Genomic DNA, 15,305 nt, shown 5'->3' with positions numbered 1-15,305 from the left:
AATTTGATAGCTGGAAACGGGATATTATTTGAAGGCTTCGATGACCTCCTGGAAGGACGATTTCAGCTGCATTTGGGCGGGTAGTTTATTCCGCCAGGCATTCAGCGCCGGACCGGAAAAAACAACCGGGAAGTTCGCAAGCTGCTGGCCCAGCTGGGTCAGCCATTTTCCCAGCTGGAAATTCTGGGCTACAGAAGTAAGGTGGCAGTATATGAAATCCGGTTTTTTGAGCCTGGCTACATATTCCAGCTCTTTAACAGGTGTATCGCAGCCCAGGTACAGCACTTCATGCCCTTCCTGCTTTAAGAGGAATTGCATGAACAGGAGTCCGAGTTCGTGGTATTGATCCGGCGGCAGGAATAAAATTATGGTCTTGTGTTTTGTTTGTGGCTTCGGAGAGCGGTCGATCCCGGCTATCAGTTTCTGCCTGATGATGTTGCTGACCATATGTTCCTGCGCGGGAGTGATGTGATTGGTCTGCCATAGAATGCCGATCTTTTCGAGAAACGGGAAAACCAGCATCTGTATCGCGCCGGCTATTCCCTGCTGCGCTGTATACTGGTCAATCAAGGTTTCAAAAAGCTCCATATCCATGTCTATCATTGCTGCCACCAGCTTATTCAGCGTCAGTTCCAGTCTTGCCTCTGTGTCTGCCAGTGCCCGGATCTTTTCATTCATTTCATCGAGGCTCATCCGGTTGATCTCCGAGATCTTATACCCGTAACGGTTGAGGATAGAAATATTCAGGACTTTTTTAAGCTCGTCGTTGGAATAGTAACGGATGTTGGTATCTGTACGTGAAGGTTTGAGCAGGGAATAGCGTTGCTCCCATATACGGATCGTATGGGCTTTGATCCCGGAAAGGTTTTCCAGGTCCTTAATGGTGAACGCTTCCATGTCTGTTATAACAATGCTGCATACGCTTTTGTTCAGCGTCAGGAAAAAAAATACACATTTTCATGGTTTACGCTTACCTGATCCGGCGCAGGTACTCTCCATACCCGCTTTTGGCATAGATATCGGCAAGTTTATTCAGTTGCGTTCTGTCGATATAGCCCATCCGGTATGCAACTTCTTCGATGCAGCCTATTTTCTGGCTTTGCCTTTTTTCAATTACCCTTACAAATTCACAGGCATCACTCAGGGAATCGAATGTGCCGGTATCGAGCCAGGCTGTACCTCTTCCCATGATACCCACCTGGAGTGTGCCGCGTTGCAGGTATTCATTGTTCACTGTTGTAATTTCATATTCACCTCTTGCAGAAGGTTCTATGCTTTTGGCAATAGCTACTACGTCGTTATCGTAAAAGTAAAGGCCGGGAACTGCATACGACGAACGCGGAGAGGCCGGTTTTTCTTCTATGGATACCGCTTTATAGTTTTCGTCAAATTCAACCACACCATATCTTTCGGGATCGGCCACCTCATACGCGAATACCGCCGCCCCGTTGATATTATTGAATGATTGTACCAGACTGCTCAATCCCGCGCCGTAAAAAATATTATCGCCCAGTATCAGCGCCACTTTGTCCTTACCAATGAACTTTTCTCCAATTACAAATGCCTGCGCCAGCCCGTTAGGTGTTTCCTGCACGGCATAGGAGAACGCACATCCAAGCGACACACCATCGCCCAGCAAACGCTGGAACTGAGAACTGTCTTCCGGGGTGGTAATGATCAGTATCTCGCGGATTCCCGCCAGCATCAGAATCGATAAAGGATAATAGATCATCGGCTTATCATAAATGGGCATCAACTGTTTACTGATCCCTTTTGTGATCGGGTATAACCGCGTTCCTGAACCTCCTGCAAGAATGATCCCTTTCATAAACTAAAAATTAAGATCGTTTTCGATTTGCTTTAATGTAGGCAGTACTTTATCCTTGTCGGAGAGTAGTAACTCTGCGGGTGGTAATTGCCAATCTATATTTAGCGCAGGATCATTATAAATAATCCCGCCCTCTGAAGCCTTATTGTAGTAATTGTCACATTTATAGAAGAAAACTGCCCGCTGGCTCAGTACTACAAATCCATGTGCAAACCCACGCGGAACAAAAAACTGGGTCTCGCTGTCGCCGGAAAGAACAACACCAACATGCTGACCATACGTTGATGAGTCTTTTCTCAGGTCAACGGCAATATCCAGTACCTCTCCCTGAAGCACACGTACCAGCTTGCTTTGTGCATGGGAACCATGCTGAAAATGGAGCCCTCTCAGCACACCACGTTCTGAGCTGGATTGATTGTCCTGAACAAATTCTATTTCTATCCCGGTTTCTTTGAGAAAACGCTGCTTATTGAAACTTTCGAAGAAATACCCTCTTTCATCCCGGAAAATGGTATTATGTATCAGATAACAATCGTTAAGCTTTGTTGATTCTATCCTCATTTTCAGCGATTGGAATACATGGATTGATAATAATGCTGGTAATTACCGCTGGTCACGTTAGCAAGCCATTCTTTGTTGGCCAGGTACCAGTCGATCGTTTCACTTAATCCTTCTTCAAAGGTAACAGATGGTTTCCAGCCAAGTTCCCTGTTGATCTTTGAAGCATCGATCGCGTAACGCCTGTCGTGACCAGGCCTGTCTTTAACATAGGTAATCAGTTTTTCGCTATGGCCTGCTTCACGGCCTAACTTTTCATCCATCTGTTTGCAAAGCAGTTTAACGAGGTCGATATTCTTCCATTCATTGAATCCGCCGATATTATAGGTTTCGCCGTCCTTTCCTTCGTGGAATACCTGATCGATAGCCAGGGCATGATCTTTTACGAATAACCAGTCGCGCGTGTAATTTCCGTCGCCGTAAACAGGCAGTGGTTTTTCCTGTATGATATTATGAATGAAGAGCGGGATCAGCTTTTCAGGAAAATGGTAAGGGCCGTAATTATTAGAGCAATTGGATACAACTGTTTGCATATGGTATGTTTCCCTGTACGCCCTTACAAAATGGTCGGAAGCGGCTTTACTGGCAGAATACGGAGAGTTGGGGTCATATGCAGTTGTCTCTGTGAACAGGCCGGTTTCGCCGAGGCTTCCGTATACTTCATCGGTTGAAATATGGTAAAAGAGATGCTTTTCGAATTCGCCGGCCCATTTCTTCCGGGCTGTATTCAGCAGGTTCACTGTGCCGATCACATTGGTATATACAAAGTCCAGCGGCGATACGATAGACCTGTCTACATGCGATTCAGCTGCCAGGTGGATCACATCTGTAACATTATACTTATTAAAAATATTTTCCAGCACTTCCGCTTCGAGAATATTCGCTTTCTCAAATACGTAGTTGGGACTCGTTTCAATATCTTTCAGATTCTCCAGGTTACCTGCATACGTAAGCGCATCGAGGTTGATGATGCGGTATTGCGGGTATTTGTTCACGAACAACCGCACCACATGAGAGCCGATAAAGCCTGCTCCTCCGGTTATCACTATATTCTTTTCCATGCCTGATTTTTAGCCCGTGCAAAATAAGCAATGCGGGGCAAATACCCTTATTTCAGGCAACTACCGCTGTGATTTTACCACCGGGTTCCTTATCTTCACCCTTCAACTGCCTGTATATGAACCAGCGTTATTACTCGCTCGATGTTTTCCGGGGCGCTACCGTTGCCCTGATGATCCTCGTTAACAACCCCGGAAGCTGGAGCAATATTTACAGTCCGCTGGAACATGCTACCTGGCATGGCTGCACGCCTACAGACCTGGTCTTTCCTTTTTTCCTTTTTGCCGTAGGTAATGCCATGGCTTTTGTGATGCCCCGTTTTGAACAGGCCGGCGCAGGCGTTTTCTGGAAAAAAGTGATCAAGAGAACCCTGCTGATCTTCCTGATCGGACTTTTTCTTAACTGGAGCCCTTTTGTAAGGTGGGACGGTGATAACCTGGTGGCCAAAACCTGGGAGAACATCAGGATCTTTGGGGTTTTACAAAGGATCGCGCTTTGTTATTTCTTCGCCTCGGTGATCGTATTCTATGGTAAAACCCGTGGCGCTTTCGTGATCAGTGGCATCCTGCTACTGCTTTACTGGTTCATCTGTAACTGGCTGGGCAAACCCGGCGACCCTTACAGTCTGCAGGGGTATTTCGGAACCGCGATCGATAAGAATATTCTCGGCGTCTCTCACATGTACAAGGGCGAAGGCGTTCCTTTTGATCCGGAAGGAATCAGCAGCACCATGGCTGCAATTGTACAGGTTGTTTTCGGTTTTATGGTCGGCCAGTACATCCAGCAGAAAGGCAAATCCTTCGAAATGCTTTCCAACCTGCTGATTGCGGGTGCCGTGTTTGTGTTCGCAGGTTTTTGCTGGGATATGGTGTTTCCGATCAACAAAAAAATATGGACCAGCAGCTATGTACTTTACACCAGTGGTTTAGCCATGATCACACTCGGCATACTGATCTACCTGATCGAATTCAGGGAAATCAAAGGCTCCTGGAGCCGTTTCTTTGATGTATTTGGTAAAAACCCGCTGTTCATATTCGTATTAAGCGGTTTCCTGCCAAGGCTGCTGGGACTGTTCCGCTTCACAGATCATATCGATGAGTCTGGGAAGAAAGTATATACTTCCGCTTTCAGCTGGTTCTATAATCATGTATGCAAAAATATCGCAACCGATCTGCGTGTAGGTTCACTGGTGTATGCACTGGTGATGATCGCATTTTACTGGCTGATCGTGTACCTGCTCGATAAAAAGAAAATCTACATCAAGGTATAACGGCTATTGAAACAGCTGCTCAGCCTTTTCCAGGCTTTCGGGCTTGCCAACATCTATCAGCAGTGCGCCCGTATGATCGAAGGAGCGGATCGGATACGCATTCATTAAAGAAAGGTACACATCAACCATCGAGAACTTTCCCTGTTGTTTAATCTGCGGGAAAATGGCCGTGCTGATCACATGTATGCCACTGAATGCTTTGGGTTTTAATGCAGGTTGCTGCTCAAGAATACCTTCCGGGCGCTGCTCGCCGGTCTTCACATTCTGCCAGCCTTTCAGTTCCTGCGCTTCATTGAACAGGAAATAACGCGATGAGCTCCGGTCAGACACCGCCAGTGTTGCCATTGCATTACCGGTATTATGTGTGCTGATCATCGCGCCGAGATCCATGTCTGTAAGGATATCCGCATTCATTACAACAAAAGAACTTTCGCCTTCGAAATACCAGGCGGCTTTCTGCAGTCCACCGCCGGTTTCGAGCACTTCGGCGGTTTCATCGGAGAAAGTGATCCTGCTTCCCCAACCCTGTGCATTTTCCACGGCAGCAATCACCTGGCCGGCAAAATGATGCACATTCACGATCACTTCCGTTATGCCATACTGCTGCAGGTACAGTATATTTCTTTGCAAAAGACTTTTACCGTTTACAACTGCAAGGGCTTTGGGGTGATGATCTGTCCAGGGTTTCAGGCGGGAACCCAGGCCCGCCGCAAATATCATAGCTTTCATGTGTGGTAATTAAAACAACGAATCAGTTAACGTACCCAGTTCTGCTTATTCGTATGCTGCAGGTTCACTTTCACTTTGTACTTGTTCCGCAGATGCCTGGCTGTCTGCTCCGCTGCGTATACACTTCTGTGTTGTCCGCCCGTGCAACCGAAATTGATCATGAGGTGATCGAATCCGCGGCGGAGGTACTCTTCCACCGTGATATCGATCAGATCCCACACACTGTTCAGGAACTCACTCATGCGTGTACGCTGTTCCAGGAAATCCTGTACTGATTTATCCTGGCCGCTCAGTTTTTTGTATTCTTCGAAACGTCCCGGGTTAAGGATCCCGCGCATATCGAATACGAAACCACCGCCGTTTTCAGTTTCATCTGCAGGAATACCTTTTTTATAGGAGAAACTGCTGATCTCGATCTGCAGCGGCGTTGACTCATCGGCCTGCGGTGGCTGGAATCTTTCTATCATTTCATCCTTTACCACTTCACGCAATACCCTGTTGAATTCAGGTGTAATGATACCGATGCGTTTATGATCGAGGAAGAACCTCAGGTTTTTCAATGCAAGCGGTATGCTGGCCAGGAAATGGGCTTTTCTTTCGAACAATCCCCTGAAACCATAAGCGCCCATTACCTGCAACAGGCGAATGAGTACATATCCATTATACTGGCTTACAAAAGTGACACGGTCTACTTCATGCTTCAGCAAGCGCTCGATCTCATCCATATAAAAAGAAAGCAGGCTATCTTTCCATTCTTCACTCAGTTCCGCTTTCGCCTGCCATAAAAGTGATGCTACATCATACTGCAATGCGCCTTTCATCCCGCCCTGAAAATCGATGAAATTCACTGTATCATTCTTCACAATAATATTCCTGCTCTGAAAATCGCGGAACATGAAATATTTGTATTCCGTGCGTGTGAGGTAAGAACTCAATGCTTCAAAATCATCCAACATGGCCTGTTTATCGTAGGGCAGCTGTAATGTATCGAGGAAATAATATTTAAAATAAAGCAGGTCGCTCATGATCGCCTGCTTGCCAAATTCCTTTGCAGTAAGGCACCAGTTGTAATCGAGGTTTTTGTCGCCGATGATCTGCAATTCTGCCAGCGCGGAAAGGCTTTGCCTGAACAGGTTATACGCATATTCCCCGTGTCCGTGCTCTTCCAGTTTGTTCAACAGCGATTCCGTTCCCAGGTCTTCCTGGATATAGATCGTATCGTCTTCATTCACAGCCAGGATTTGCGGCACCGGCAATGCTGCAGCTTTAAAATGCCTGCTGAACTGCACAAAGGTCTGCGTCTCCCGCCTGTTCAGGTTATAAGTGGCGATAAAGGTCTTTTCCCCGGCATAGATCCTGAAATAGATCCTGTCGCTCCCGCTCTGTGGCAACTTTTCTATCCTGTCTTCATGCTCCTGCTGTAATGTTCTGAAAAGATCACTGATCCCTGCAATCGCCTGCTCCATAGTACTAATAGGTTTGCAGCGAAAATAGACCTAAGAACAGAAAGTACAAAGCCGGGCTTCTCAGAACAGCTTTCCCTGCTCACCTGGCCTGCGGAACCGCGTCCCGTCCAATTCCCAGCGTTCTGCATTCAGTCCGTATAATTTATTGTATTTAACAAACTGCTGGCGTACCAGGTCGGCTATCGGGCCTTCACCGCGCATCCGTACGCCCCAGCGACTGTCGTTCACCTGTCCGCCATGTCCTTTTTCGATCAGGTGCCATACTTTATCCGCACGGTCCGGGAAATTTTTATAGAGCCAGTCGTGAAAGATCAGCTTGATAGCCCCATTCAACCTGATAAAAGTATAAGCACTGAAAATAGCGCCCTCAGAAGCCGCCGCCTGCATGATCCGTTGCATCTCGTGCTCATTGAGTCCCGGGATCATCGGCCCCAGCATCACACCCATTCTTACACCTGCGGTACTCAGTTCTCTTATAACGCGCAGTCTTTGCTGTGCGGTGGTAGTCCGCGGTTCCATGGCCCGGCGCAGGTCTTCATCGAAGGATGTAATACTGACCAGTACGCTCACCAGTTTTTTTGCGGCCATTTCCTTCAGCAGGTCGGTATCCCGCAGGATGCCCGCATTTTTGGTGATGATGCCTACGGGCTGGTTGAATTCGTTGCAGACTTCGAGCAGCTGGCGGGTCAGCCGGAATTTTTTCTCTGCGGGCTGGTAACAATCCGTATTACCGCTTAAACTGATCGGCACACATTCATAACGCGGGTTCAGCAGGAATTTACGCAGCAGCTGCGGGGCATTTTTCTTTACGATGATCTTTTTCTCAAAGTCGATACCCGCGCTGTAACCCCAGTATTCATGCGCATTCCTTGCATAACAGTAGATACAGCCATGCTCGCAGCCCTGGTATGGATTCATGCTGTACCACATGCCCACATCAGGACTTTCCACTTTATTTACGATGCTTTTAGCCTGGTCTTCCAGGTAAACGGTGGCTTCGTTGGCAATGGTCCAGTCGTCTATGCTTTCGATCTGCTCCCTGATGCGTTCATTTTTGAGGAACCTGTTGCGGGGGTTGAACTGGGCGCCCCGGCCTTTAATGTATTCACTGTCTTCCATCTTCACATATTATCAAACGGGTTCAGAATAATGTTGCCTGTACGGTTTCCTGCCGTTCATGCAGCAGCTGGAAACGATATGCTGTTTCATAACGTTTTTCATGCAGCCGTTTACGCAGCAGTAAAACCTGTTCTGCCATGAATTTTCCGCTGAAGTGGCCATGACTGTATTCCAGCCAGCCTTTCTCATATTGCCAGGGCAGCAGCTTGCGGGCAATGGTGAGATGCGGTTCCGTAATGAAATGAGGTTTATGTTCTTCGTTCATTTTCATCAGCCGCTGCAGCGGGCGCATCGATTTCACAAGCGTTGTCAGCTGTGTTTTCGTTTTCACATTGATATAAATGGTATGCGTGGGAAAGCTGCCGTAATCTTCCAGTTCAACCAGGAAGGAGTCGCTTGCCGCGATCAGCGGTTTCAGTCTTGCCACGATCCGTTGCTCTGCCAGTTCATATTGTCTGAATCTTGCCAGTGTAATATGTGGTTTGCTGTACGCAGCCGGCGGATGTTCAAATTTTTCGGCAAAACTTTTCTTGATCTCCGTGATGGTATTCCGCAATGCTTCATGCGGCTCCAGCACCAGCAGGTATTCACAGGCAGGATAATTCTCCATTAACTGCATATAGTGTTCTTAAAAGTGTCAATGTTTATGCAGGCTGCAGGCCAAACAGGTTTACCTGGCGGCAGCCATCGTAATCGTGACTGCGGCGCAGCAATACCAGTTCTTTTATTTCGAAGAAAGCGTGAAAGTGACGGTCTGCATAATCCGCTGTGATACGCTGGTATACCGGCTCGGGCAGATGCGTTATCAACGGCAGAAACGGCTGACTGATCAGCTTTACTTCCGCATTTCCATAGCTCCTGATATATTGTTCCACTACCTGCATTTCAGTGGCCAGCTGCCGGAAGGGCGAATGGTCTTCGATGCCCAGGTAAATGCTGTGCGGTGGTACGCCACCATACCGGTTCAGGTGCACCCGGAAGCTCTTCTGCGCGCTGATGATGCGGTGCATCCAGCGGATCAGTGTGGCTTCCATGTCTTCCCGTGCCGTAAAATGCGCCAGCATAATACAGCCTCCTGCCGCTGTTCCCGCATCATATGTGGTTTGCATATATTCTTTTTCAGCAGCCAGCTGCGCCCGCACCACCGTGTCCGGACAAGCTACCAGCGCATAGGTATTCAGGCTTTCCGGCTGCACCCTGTTGTGGTATGATCCTGTTTTTACTAACCCTGCTTCCATAAATATTTTTCACTAAGATAAATATTTTAGTATTATTTTTACTAAATAATTTAGTTTTTAAATTTTGTGCTATGGATGGGGAAGAATGGTATGGCGCCGCCTATAAAGGCTCCAAGAAATTCAACCAGTGGGAGATCCCGACAGCAAATGCCACCGGCTTCGGTGCGGCCTCGGATGATTATATGGAACGGGGCATCGATCTCAATGAACAGCTTATACGCAACAAACCTGCTACTTTCTTTTTCCGCATGAACAGCGATGCGATGAGCGGTGCAGGCATCTTCAGCGGAGACGTGCTGGTGGTAGACCGCAGTATCAAAGCAACGAGTGGTAAGATCATTGTTGCGGCCTGCAACGGCGAACTGCTGGTAAGACGGCTGAAACTGCACATCAAAGGCATTACCCTGCTGTCTGAAAACAGCCAGCATAAAGATATACAGGTTGACGAATTTGCCGCATATGCGCCCTGGGGTGTAGTTACTTATGCCATTCATCCCCTGGGCTGAAGCGGTTTATACCTTTTATATGAAAGCAATTGTTGACTGTAACAGCTTTTACTGCTCCTGCGAGCGGCTTTTTGAGCCCCAGCTCAAAACAAGGCCGGTGGTAGTTTTGAGCAATAACGACGGCTGCATCATTTCGCGCAGTGATGAGGCCAAAGAGATCGGTGTGGATATGGCCGGTCCTTACTTCAAAGCCAAACCGCTGATCGCAAAACATAATGTAGCTGCATTTTCGTCCAACTACCATCTTTACGGTGATCTCAGCTGGCGTGTGATGGAAACCCTGCGTACACAATTACCGCCCGGCTGCGTGGAAGTATATTCCGTTGATGAAGCTTTCCTCAATCTCGAACACATACCGCTGATGCAGTTATCACAGGCGGCGATGCAGCTGCGCGAAACGGTGGAACAGTGGACGGGTATTGCAGTTTCCATCGGTGTGGCGCCAACCAAAGTACTTAGTAAGATCGCCAACCGGCTTGCAAAAAAACACAAGCAGGCCACCAACTGTGTGCTGGTGCTCGACACCAAACGCAAGACAGAACAGGCTTTGCAGAAAACACCCATTGAAGATGTCTGGGGTATTGGTTACAGGCATGCGGTAAAGCTCAGGGGACTTGGCATCGAGACCGCCTACGACCTTGCACGCCAGGGACCAGCCTGGGGTAGCCGGTTCCTGGGCGGTGTTACCGGCGAGCGCCTGCTTCGCGAACTGAACGGAATGCCAAGCATCGAGATGGAAGATCCGCTGGTAAATAAAAAAATGATCGCTACCACACGGATGTTCGGCAGCCCTGTTTCCAGGCTCTGTGATATCCGCGAAGCCATCGCCACTTATACTTCCCGCGCCGCTGAAAAATTACGCCGCCAGCGTGGTGCCGCCAGCATTATCAGCGTATTCATCGTACCAAAAGAAGATTCGCACCAGACCACATTCAGGCATGGGCCAAGCATCAGCAGTTATACCAGTTTACCCGCTGCCACATCCATTACAAATGAACTCATCAAGCCTGCAGTTTCGCTGGCAGACCGGTTATACGAAGAGGGAAAACTTTACAAGAAAGCCGGTGTGATGCTCAGCGGTATCGTACCCGATCATTCCATACAGGGTAACCTGTTCCGCCCGGCCACAGACAGCAATGCAAGGATGCTGATGAGCATGATGGACAATATCAATTTCGCCATGCGTGACGACGTGTTGAAATTCGCCGCTTCCGGTACAGAACGCAACTGGAAAATGCGGCAGGACCTGCGCAGCCCGCGTTATACCACCAGATGGGAAGAACTCTGCCAGGCGAAATAATCAGGAAGCGCGGTACGGATATTTTGCAAACAGCTGGTGCATACCCTTACGCACTGTTTTGGTAGCCACTTCCGCTTTATCCGGAAGCACACCACGTGCAGAACCCTTCCAGATCATCTTTTGCTGCCTGGCATCTACCAGGTGTATGGTTACAGTTCCCTCCCTGTAACGGCCAACCTCCACTTCAGTGCTCTTCCAGGAGTAATTACGCTGCCCGATATAAGCAACCCTGCCATCAGTCTGCCAGTCGGTCTGCCGGGTCTGGATCTCCTGTTTAATCACTATACCGATATTCACCAGCAGATCGGGGTGCTGATCGTTACGTGTGTAACCTCGCGCTGTAAGTTCTTCCTGGATTGCAGTCTGCAGTATATTCACCCGCGAAGGAAAGCCCCGCGTGATCGTGTCGCCGGAAGCTTTCAGTTCATAAAAACCGAATGTTTTGTAATCCGCAGGATTTACATTCTCCGCTGATTCGGTGTTAAATACCTTGATGCCAGAGCAGGCAAGCAGGAACACAGCTGCGAAACAGATGCTGACTATTTTTTTCATACGCTATATAATTTATGACCTACGGTCATGAGGAATAATCTTTCAAAGGCCGCAGGCCTAAAATAAAGGCGGAAGCGTGAAAACCGGTTTCTTCAGATCCAGGCCGCATTCTTTATTGAGCTTATCAACCATATAGACCGTCAGTTCGGGCGAGAATGCCTCATCGTGCATGTGCATGAAAAAGTACAGTTCTTTCAGGCCCTTGTCCAGCCAGTATTTCATACGTTCAATCCATTCGTCTACCCGTGTATAATCCGTTGGGTGGAGGCTGTTGCCCACATACCTGATAAAGGTTTTGGGAACGGTAAGATGCATGTGCGCGCAATCACGCCGCCCGCTGGTATCTGTGATCACCGCTCCTATGTTGAGTTCTTTCAATGTATCGAACAATGCGGTGCGCTCCGGTTGTTTGGCAAACCAGTCGGGATGTCTTACTTCCAGGAAAAACTGCAGATCCTGCGGCAGTGAGCGAAGGTATTTGAACAATTCTTCCTTTCTGGCCGGCGAGAATGTATCGCTCACCTGTACAAAAACGGGTCCGAGATGCCTGCCGAATGCCAGGATCCCTTCGAGGAAGGCTGTAGTGATGAAATCTTTATCATCCAGCCGGCCGCGATGTGTAACACCCTGGTACATTTTAGGACAGAATTTAAAATCCCTGTTTCCGGCTTTGGCGGCCCATTTCGCAATTCCTTCCGCGTCATAAATTTTATAATGCGTGGCATTCAGCTCAATGCTGTTATAATGTTTTACATAATGCTCCAGGAAATCTTTCTCTTTGGTCTTGGGCGGATAGATCTTTCCGATCCATTCAGTGCGACCCCATTTGGCGCAACCAAGGTATACTTTGGGGTGAGCAACCCGTTTACCTTTCAGCACATCCTTGTTGAACTGCGGTTCTGCAGGTAACGAAAAACCGATCTGGTTCAATGCTGATTCGGGTACCCGTCCAAATTCCATAAATCCCTTTTTGTACTATTATAAAGGTACGAATTAACTGCGGCAGCTATTCTTTTCCGGTGCGGGGAACAAAATAGCTGTTGAAAATAATTAGCTTGCTGCAATATTTAAATGTGCCGTCCGTCTACCTGTTTACCATGGACAAGGCGATACCGATACCAATAAGCATGGCCGAGGCCCGAAAAAGTAATATTACCGATATCATCAATACGTATAGTAAACGTTTGATGGGATTTATCCGTAAGCGGGTGGCCAATGAAGCTGATGCGGAAGACATTCTGCAGGATGTTTTTTACCAGCTGGTCGGCAATACCAGGCCGATAGAGCAGCTTACGGGCTGGCTGTTCACAGTAACCCGCAACAAGATCACCGATAAACAGCGCAAGAAAAAACCGGAACTGCTGGACGATCTGTACAGCGGCCCCGACAATGAAACCAGTTTCGACTGGTCGGAATTGTTTTTTGACGATACCGGCAACCCGGAAACCGAATACCTGAAGAACCTGTTCTGGGAAACCCTGCACCGTGCGCTGGATGAATTGCCTGCGGCGCAACGGGATGTATTTGTGCTTAACGAGATTGAAGGTGTTCCATTCAAGGAGATTGCCGAAAAAACGGGCGAGACGATCAACACCCTGCTGAGCAGGAAACGTTACGCCGTTTTACACCTGCGGGAGCGGTTATCGATCCTGCGCGACGAATTATTAACGAACTGAATAAACTGAATAAAATGAACAAGAAATTCTGGATGAAGAAAATAATCGGCTGTATCATCATGGTGGCGGCTATTGCATCGCTGCTGAGCCTGCTGGTGATGTACCTGTGGAACCACGTGGTAACTGCACTGTTTACCGTTCCCGCGATCAGCTTCTGGCAGGCAGCCGGCCTGCTGATCCTCTGCAAGATCCTGTTTGGCGGTATCCGCGGCGGCTGGGGTAAACACAGGGATCATTCCTGGAAAAAAGAGCTCAAGGAAAAATGGCACGGCATGACGCCGGAGGAAAGGGAAAAAGTGAAACAGGAATGGCGCAACCGCTGCCAGATGTGGGGAAAACGCGAAGAATAAAAAGAGATATGAAGCAAGCTGAACGAGGTTCCGGGCATTCTTTTTAAAAAAATCGCTCAAAACTTACCTCATACCCCTAATTTTGCGCAATCTTTCGAAAATGAATCCTACACTTAACTCCAACGAATCTATTCCTTCAGGCAAAAAAAAGATCATTGTATTGGGCAGCGGCCCGAACAGGATCGGCCAGGGAATCGAATTTGATTATTGTTGCGTTCACGGCCTTCTCGCCATCAAAGAATGCGGTTATGAAGCTATTATGGTAAACTGCAATCCCGAAACTGTGTCTACAGATTTCGATATGGCAGACAAACTGTACTTTGAGCCGGTATTCTGGGAGCATCTATGGGAAATCATCGAGCTCGAAAAACCGGAAGGTGTGATCGTGCAGCTGGGCGGACAAACCGCACTCAAACTCGCAAAACGTCTCACGGAAAAAGGTATCAAGATCATCGGAACCTCTTTCGACAGCATGGATATCGCCGAAGACCGCGGCCGTTTCAGTGACCTGCTGAAAGAACTCAACATCCCTTATCCGCAATACGGCACTGCCTATACAGCTGAAGAAGCCATTGAAGTAGCCAACAACGTTGGTTATCCGGTGCTGGTAAGGCCAAGTTATGTACTGGGCGGACAAAGAATGCGTATCGTGATCAACGATGAAGAAGTGGAAAAAGCGGTGATCAGCCTGGTAAAACACCTGCCGGGTAACAAGATCCTGATCGACCATTTCCTCGACCGTTGCCAGGAAGCGGAAGTGGATGCCATCTTCGACGGAGAGAATTTCCATATCATGGGTGTAATGGAACATATTGAGCCCGCAGGTATCCACTCCGGCGATTCGAATGCGGTACTTCCGGCATTCAACCTGACCCCGCTTGTGGTGGAAACGATGGAATATTACAGTGAGAAGATTGCACGCGCGCTCAATATCAAGGGCCTGATCAATATCCAGTTTGCCATTAAAGATGGTAAAGTATATGTGATCGAAGCCAACCCGCGTGCATCGAGGACCACACCATTCATTGCAAAAGCATACCAGATCCCTTACCTGAACATTGCTACCAAAGTAATGCTCGGCGCAGCAAAGCTGACAGAATTCACCATGGAGAAAAAACTGGACGGCTACGCGATCAAGGAACCGGTATTCAGCTTTGAAAAATTCCCGGGCGTAAACAAAGAACTCGGACCAGAAATGAAAAGTACCGGTGAAGCCATCCGCTTTATCAAAGACCTGCGCGATCCTTATTTCCGCACGCTTTATAAAGAAAGAAGCATGAACCTGAGTAAATAATAGTACCGTGCACCTGCACAGTTGCAAAAAACCGTAAGCCGAAATTCTCGCTTACGGTTTTTTATTGGGGTTATTTTCCCCGGTACCACTATTATACAATGCTATTAATTTGTCATATTCACATTTCTTTTCGTTTGCCGCTTGTATTTGCCATATAATTTATTGAAATTCGTCTTGACCCTGTGCATTGTTCGGTAATGTGTTTCTTACTGATACAATTGCACAATTTTTTTTATCCCAAAATGAACTGCTGTGTTGCACTACAATCCATATCTGTATGCCTATACGTGCATACGTCAGCGGAATTCTTCCGCAGCAGTTTTTTTATATCCCCGCATTGCAACATCCTTTACCCAACCT

At 47.9% G+C, this 15,305-nt stretch carries 17 protein-coding genes; 6 read left to right on the top strand and 11 right to left on the bottom strand.

The features are described from left to right. Window positions 1–24: 24 nt before the first annotated feature. The 4 genes from B5D42_RS01000 to rfbB all read right to left on the bottom strand — a co-directional run bounded on the left by B5D42_RS01000 (window position 25) and on the right by rfbB (window position 3,447). Window positions 25–897 (bottom strand): MerR family transcriptional regulator, encoded by an 873-nt coding sequence (locus tag B5D42_RS01000; protein ID WP_078829555.1) that lies wholly within the window; start codon window positions 895–897, stop codon window positions 25–27. A 73-nt stretch (window positions 898–970) separates the two neighbouring features. Next, the gene (gene rfbA, locus B5D42_RS00995) at window positions 971–1,828 is read right to left on the bottom strand and encodes a glucose-1-phosphate thymidylyltransferase RfbA (protein WP_078829554.1); all 858 of its coding nucleotides are present in this window, start codon (window positions 1,826–1,828) and stop codon (window positions 971–973) included. 3 nt (window positions 1,829–1,831) lie between these two features. Next, window positions 1,832–2,389, bottom strand: coding sequence for a dTDP-4-dehydrorhamnose 3,5-epimerase (gene rfbC, locus B5D42_RS00990; protein WP_078829553.1), 558 nt, complete (start codon window positions 2,387–2,389; stop codon window positions 1,832–1,834). Window positions 2,390–2,391: 2 nt separating this feature from the next. Beyond that, window positions 2,392–3,447: a dTDP-glucose 4,6-dehydratase gene (rfbB, locus tag B5D42_RS00985; protein ID WP_078829552.1), complete on the bottom strand. Its 1,056-nt coding sequence runs from the start codon at window positions 3,445–3,447 to the stop codon at window positions 2,392–2,394. Between the two features lie 116 nt (window positions 3,448–3,563). Here rfbB and B5D42_RS00980 point away from each other — a divergent pair, with 116 nt between their 5' ends. Continuing rightward, entirely contained in the window at window positions 3,564–4,715 is a 1,152-nt protein-coding gene (locus B5D42_RS00980; RefSeq protein ID WP_078829551.1) for an acyltransferase family protein, read from the top strand. Window positions 4,716–4,718: 3 nt separating this feature from the next. Here the strand turns inward: B5D42_RS00980 and B5D42_RS00975 are convergent, their stop codons facing one another. The 5 genes from B5D42_RS00975 to B5D42_RS00955 are packed head-to-tail and all read right to left on the bottom strand — an operon-like array spanning window position 4,719 to window position 9,267. After that, entirely contained in the window at window positions 4,719–5,444 is a 726-nt protein-coding gene (locus B5D42_RS00975) for a nucleotidyltransferase family protein (RefSeq protein WP_078829550.1), read from the bottom strand. Window positions 5,445–5,470: 26 nt separating this feature from the next. Continuing rightward, entirely contained in the window at window positions 5,471–6,910 is a 1,440-nt protein-coding gene (locus tag B5D42_RS00970) for a RapZ C-terminal domain-containing protein (RefSeq protein ID WP_078829549.1), read from the bottom strand. Between the two features lie 60 nt (window positions 6,911–6,970). Then, a complete protein-coding gene (locus B5D42_RS00965; RefSeq protein WP_078829960.1) occupies window positions 6,971–8,029 on the bottom strand; it encodes a PA0069 family radical SAM protein in 1,059 nt (352 codons plus the stop codon). Between the two features lie 22 nt (window positions 8,030–8,051). After that, a complete protein-coding gene (locus B5D42_RS00960) occupies window positions 8,052–8,648 on the bottom strand; it encodes a 2'-5' RNA ligase family protein (RefSeq protein ID WP_078829548.1) in 597 nt (198 codons plus the stop codon). Window positions 8,649–8,673: 25 nt separating this feature from the next. Then, window positions 8,674–9,267, bottom strand: a complete 594-nt coding sequence (locus tag B5D42_RS00955; protein ID WP_139366932.1) for a 2'-5' RNA ligase family protein — start codon at window positions 9,265–9,267, stop codon at window positions 8,674–8,676. A gap of 71 nt (window positions 9,268–9,338) precedes the next feature. Here B5D42_RS00955 and B5D42_RS00950 point away from each other — a divergent pair, with 71 nt between their 5' ends. Next, a complete protein-coding gene (locus B5D42_RS00950; RefSeq protein ID WP_078829546.1) occupies window positions 9,339–9,773 on the top strand; it encodes a LexA family protein in 435 nt (144 codons plus the stop codon). 19 nt (window positions 9,774–9,792) lie between these two features. Then, complete coding sequence (locus B5D42_RS00945; protein WP_176112866.1) at window positions 9,793–11,073, top strand: Y-family DNA polymerase; 1,281 nt, start codon at window positions 9,793–9,795, stop codon at window positions 11,071–11,073. Here B5D42_RS00945 and B5D42_RS00940 read toward each other — a convergent pair whose 3' ends face one another. Both B5D42_RS00940 and B5D42_RS00935 read right to left on the bottom strand, forming a co-directional pair. Then, on the bottom strand, window positions 11,074–11,625 hold the full coding sequence (locus B5D42_RS00940; protein ID WP_078829544.1) for a DUF4136 domain-containing protein: 552 nt from the start codon (window positions 11,623–11,625) through the stop codon (window positions 11,074–11,076). It abuts the gene before it with no gap. Window positions 11,626–11,682: 57 nt separating this feature from the next. Further along, window positions 11,683–12,585 (bottom strand): DUF72 domain-containing protein, encoded by a 903-nt coding sequence (locus B5D42_RS00935; protein WP_078829543.1) that lies wholly within the window; start codon window positions 12,583–12,585, stop codon window positions 11,683–11,685. 167 nt (window positions 12,586–12,752) lie between these two features. Between B5D42_RS00935 and B5D42_RS00930 the strand changes: the two genes are divergently transcribed. The 3 genes from B5D42_RS00930 to B5D42_RS00920 all read left to right on the top strand — a co-directional run bounded on the left by B5D42_RS00930 (window position 12,753) and on the right by B5D42_RS00920 (window position 14,945). Further along, a complete protein-coding gene (locus B5D42_RS00930; RefSeq protein ID WP_139366956.1) occupies window positions 12,753–13,301 on the top strand; it encodes an RNA polymerase sigma factor in 549 nt (182 codons plus the stop codon). Between the two features lie 14 nt (window positions 13,302–13,315). Next, window positions 13,316–13,651: a hypothetical protein gene (locus tag B5D42_RS00925; RefSeq protein ID WP_078829541.1), complete on the top strand. Its 336-nt coding sequence runs from the start codon at window positions 13,316–13,318 to the stop codon at window positions 13,649–13,651. A gap of 100 nt (window positions 13,652–13,751) precedes the next feature. Continuing rightward, window positions 13,752–14,945, top strand: a complete 1,194-nt coding sequence (locus B5D42_RS00920; RefSeq protein WP_245825521.1) for a carbamoyl phosphate synthase preATP-grasp domain-containing protein — start codon at window positions 13,752–13,754, stop codon at window positions 14,943–14,945. Window positions 14,946–15,305 lie beyond the last annotated feature (360 nt).

It is taken from the genome of Sediminibacterium ginsengisoli (genome assembly GCF_900167075.1).
In the GTDB taxonomy this organism is placed as follows: domain Bacteria; phylum Bacteroidota; class Bacteroidia; order Chitinophagales; family Chitinophagaceae; genus Sediminibacterium; species Sediminibacterium ginsengisoli.
Note: the sequence above shows the minus strand (reverse complement) of the source record. Positions and strands in the feature narration are given on the sequence as shown.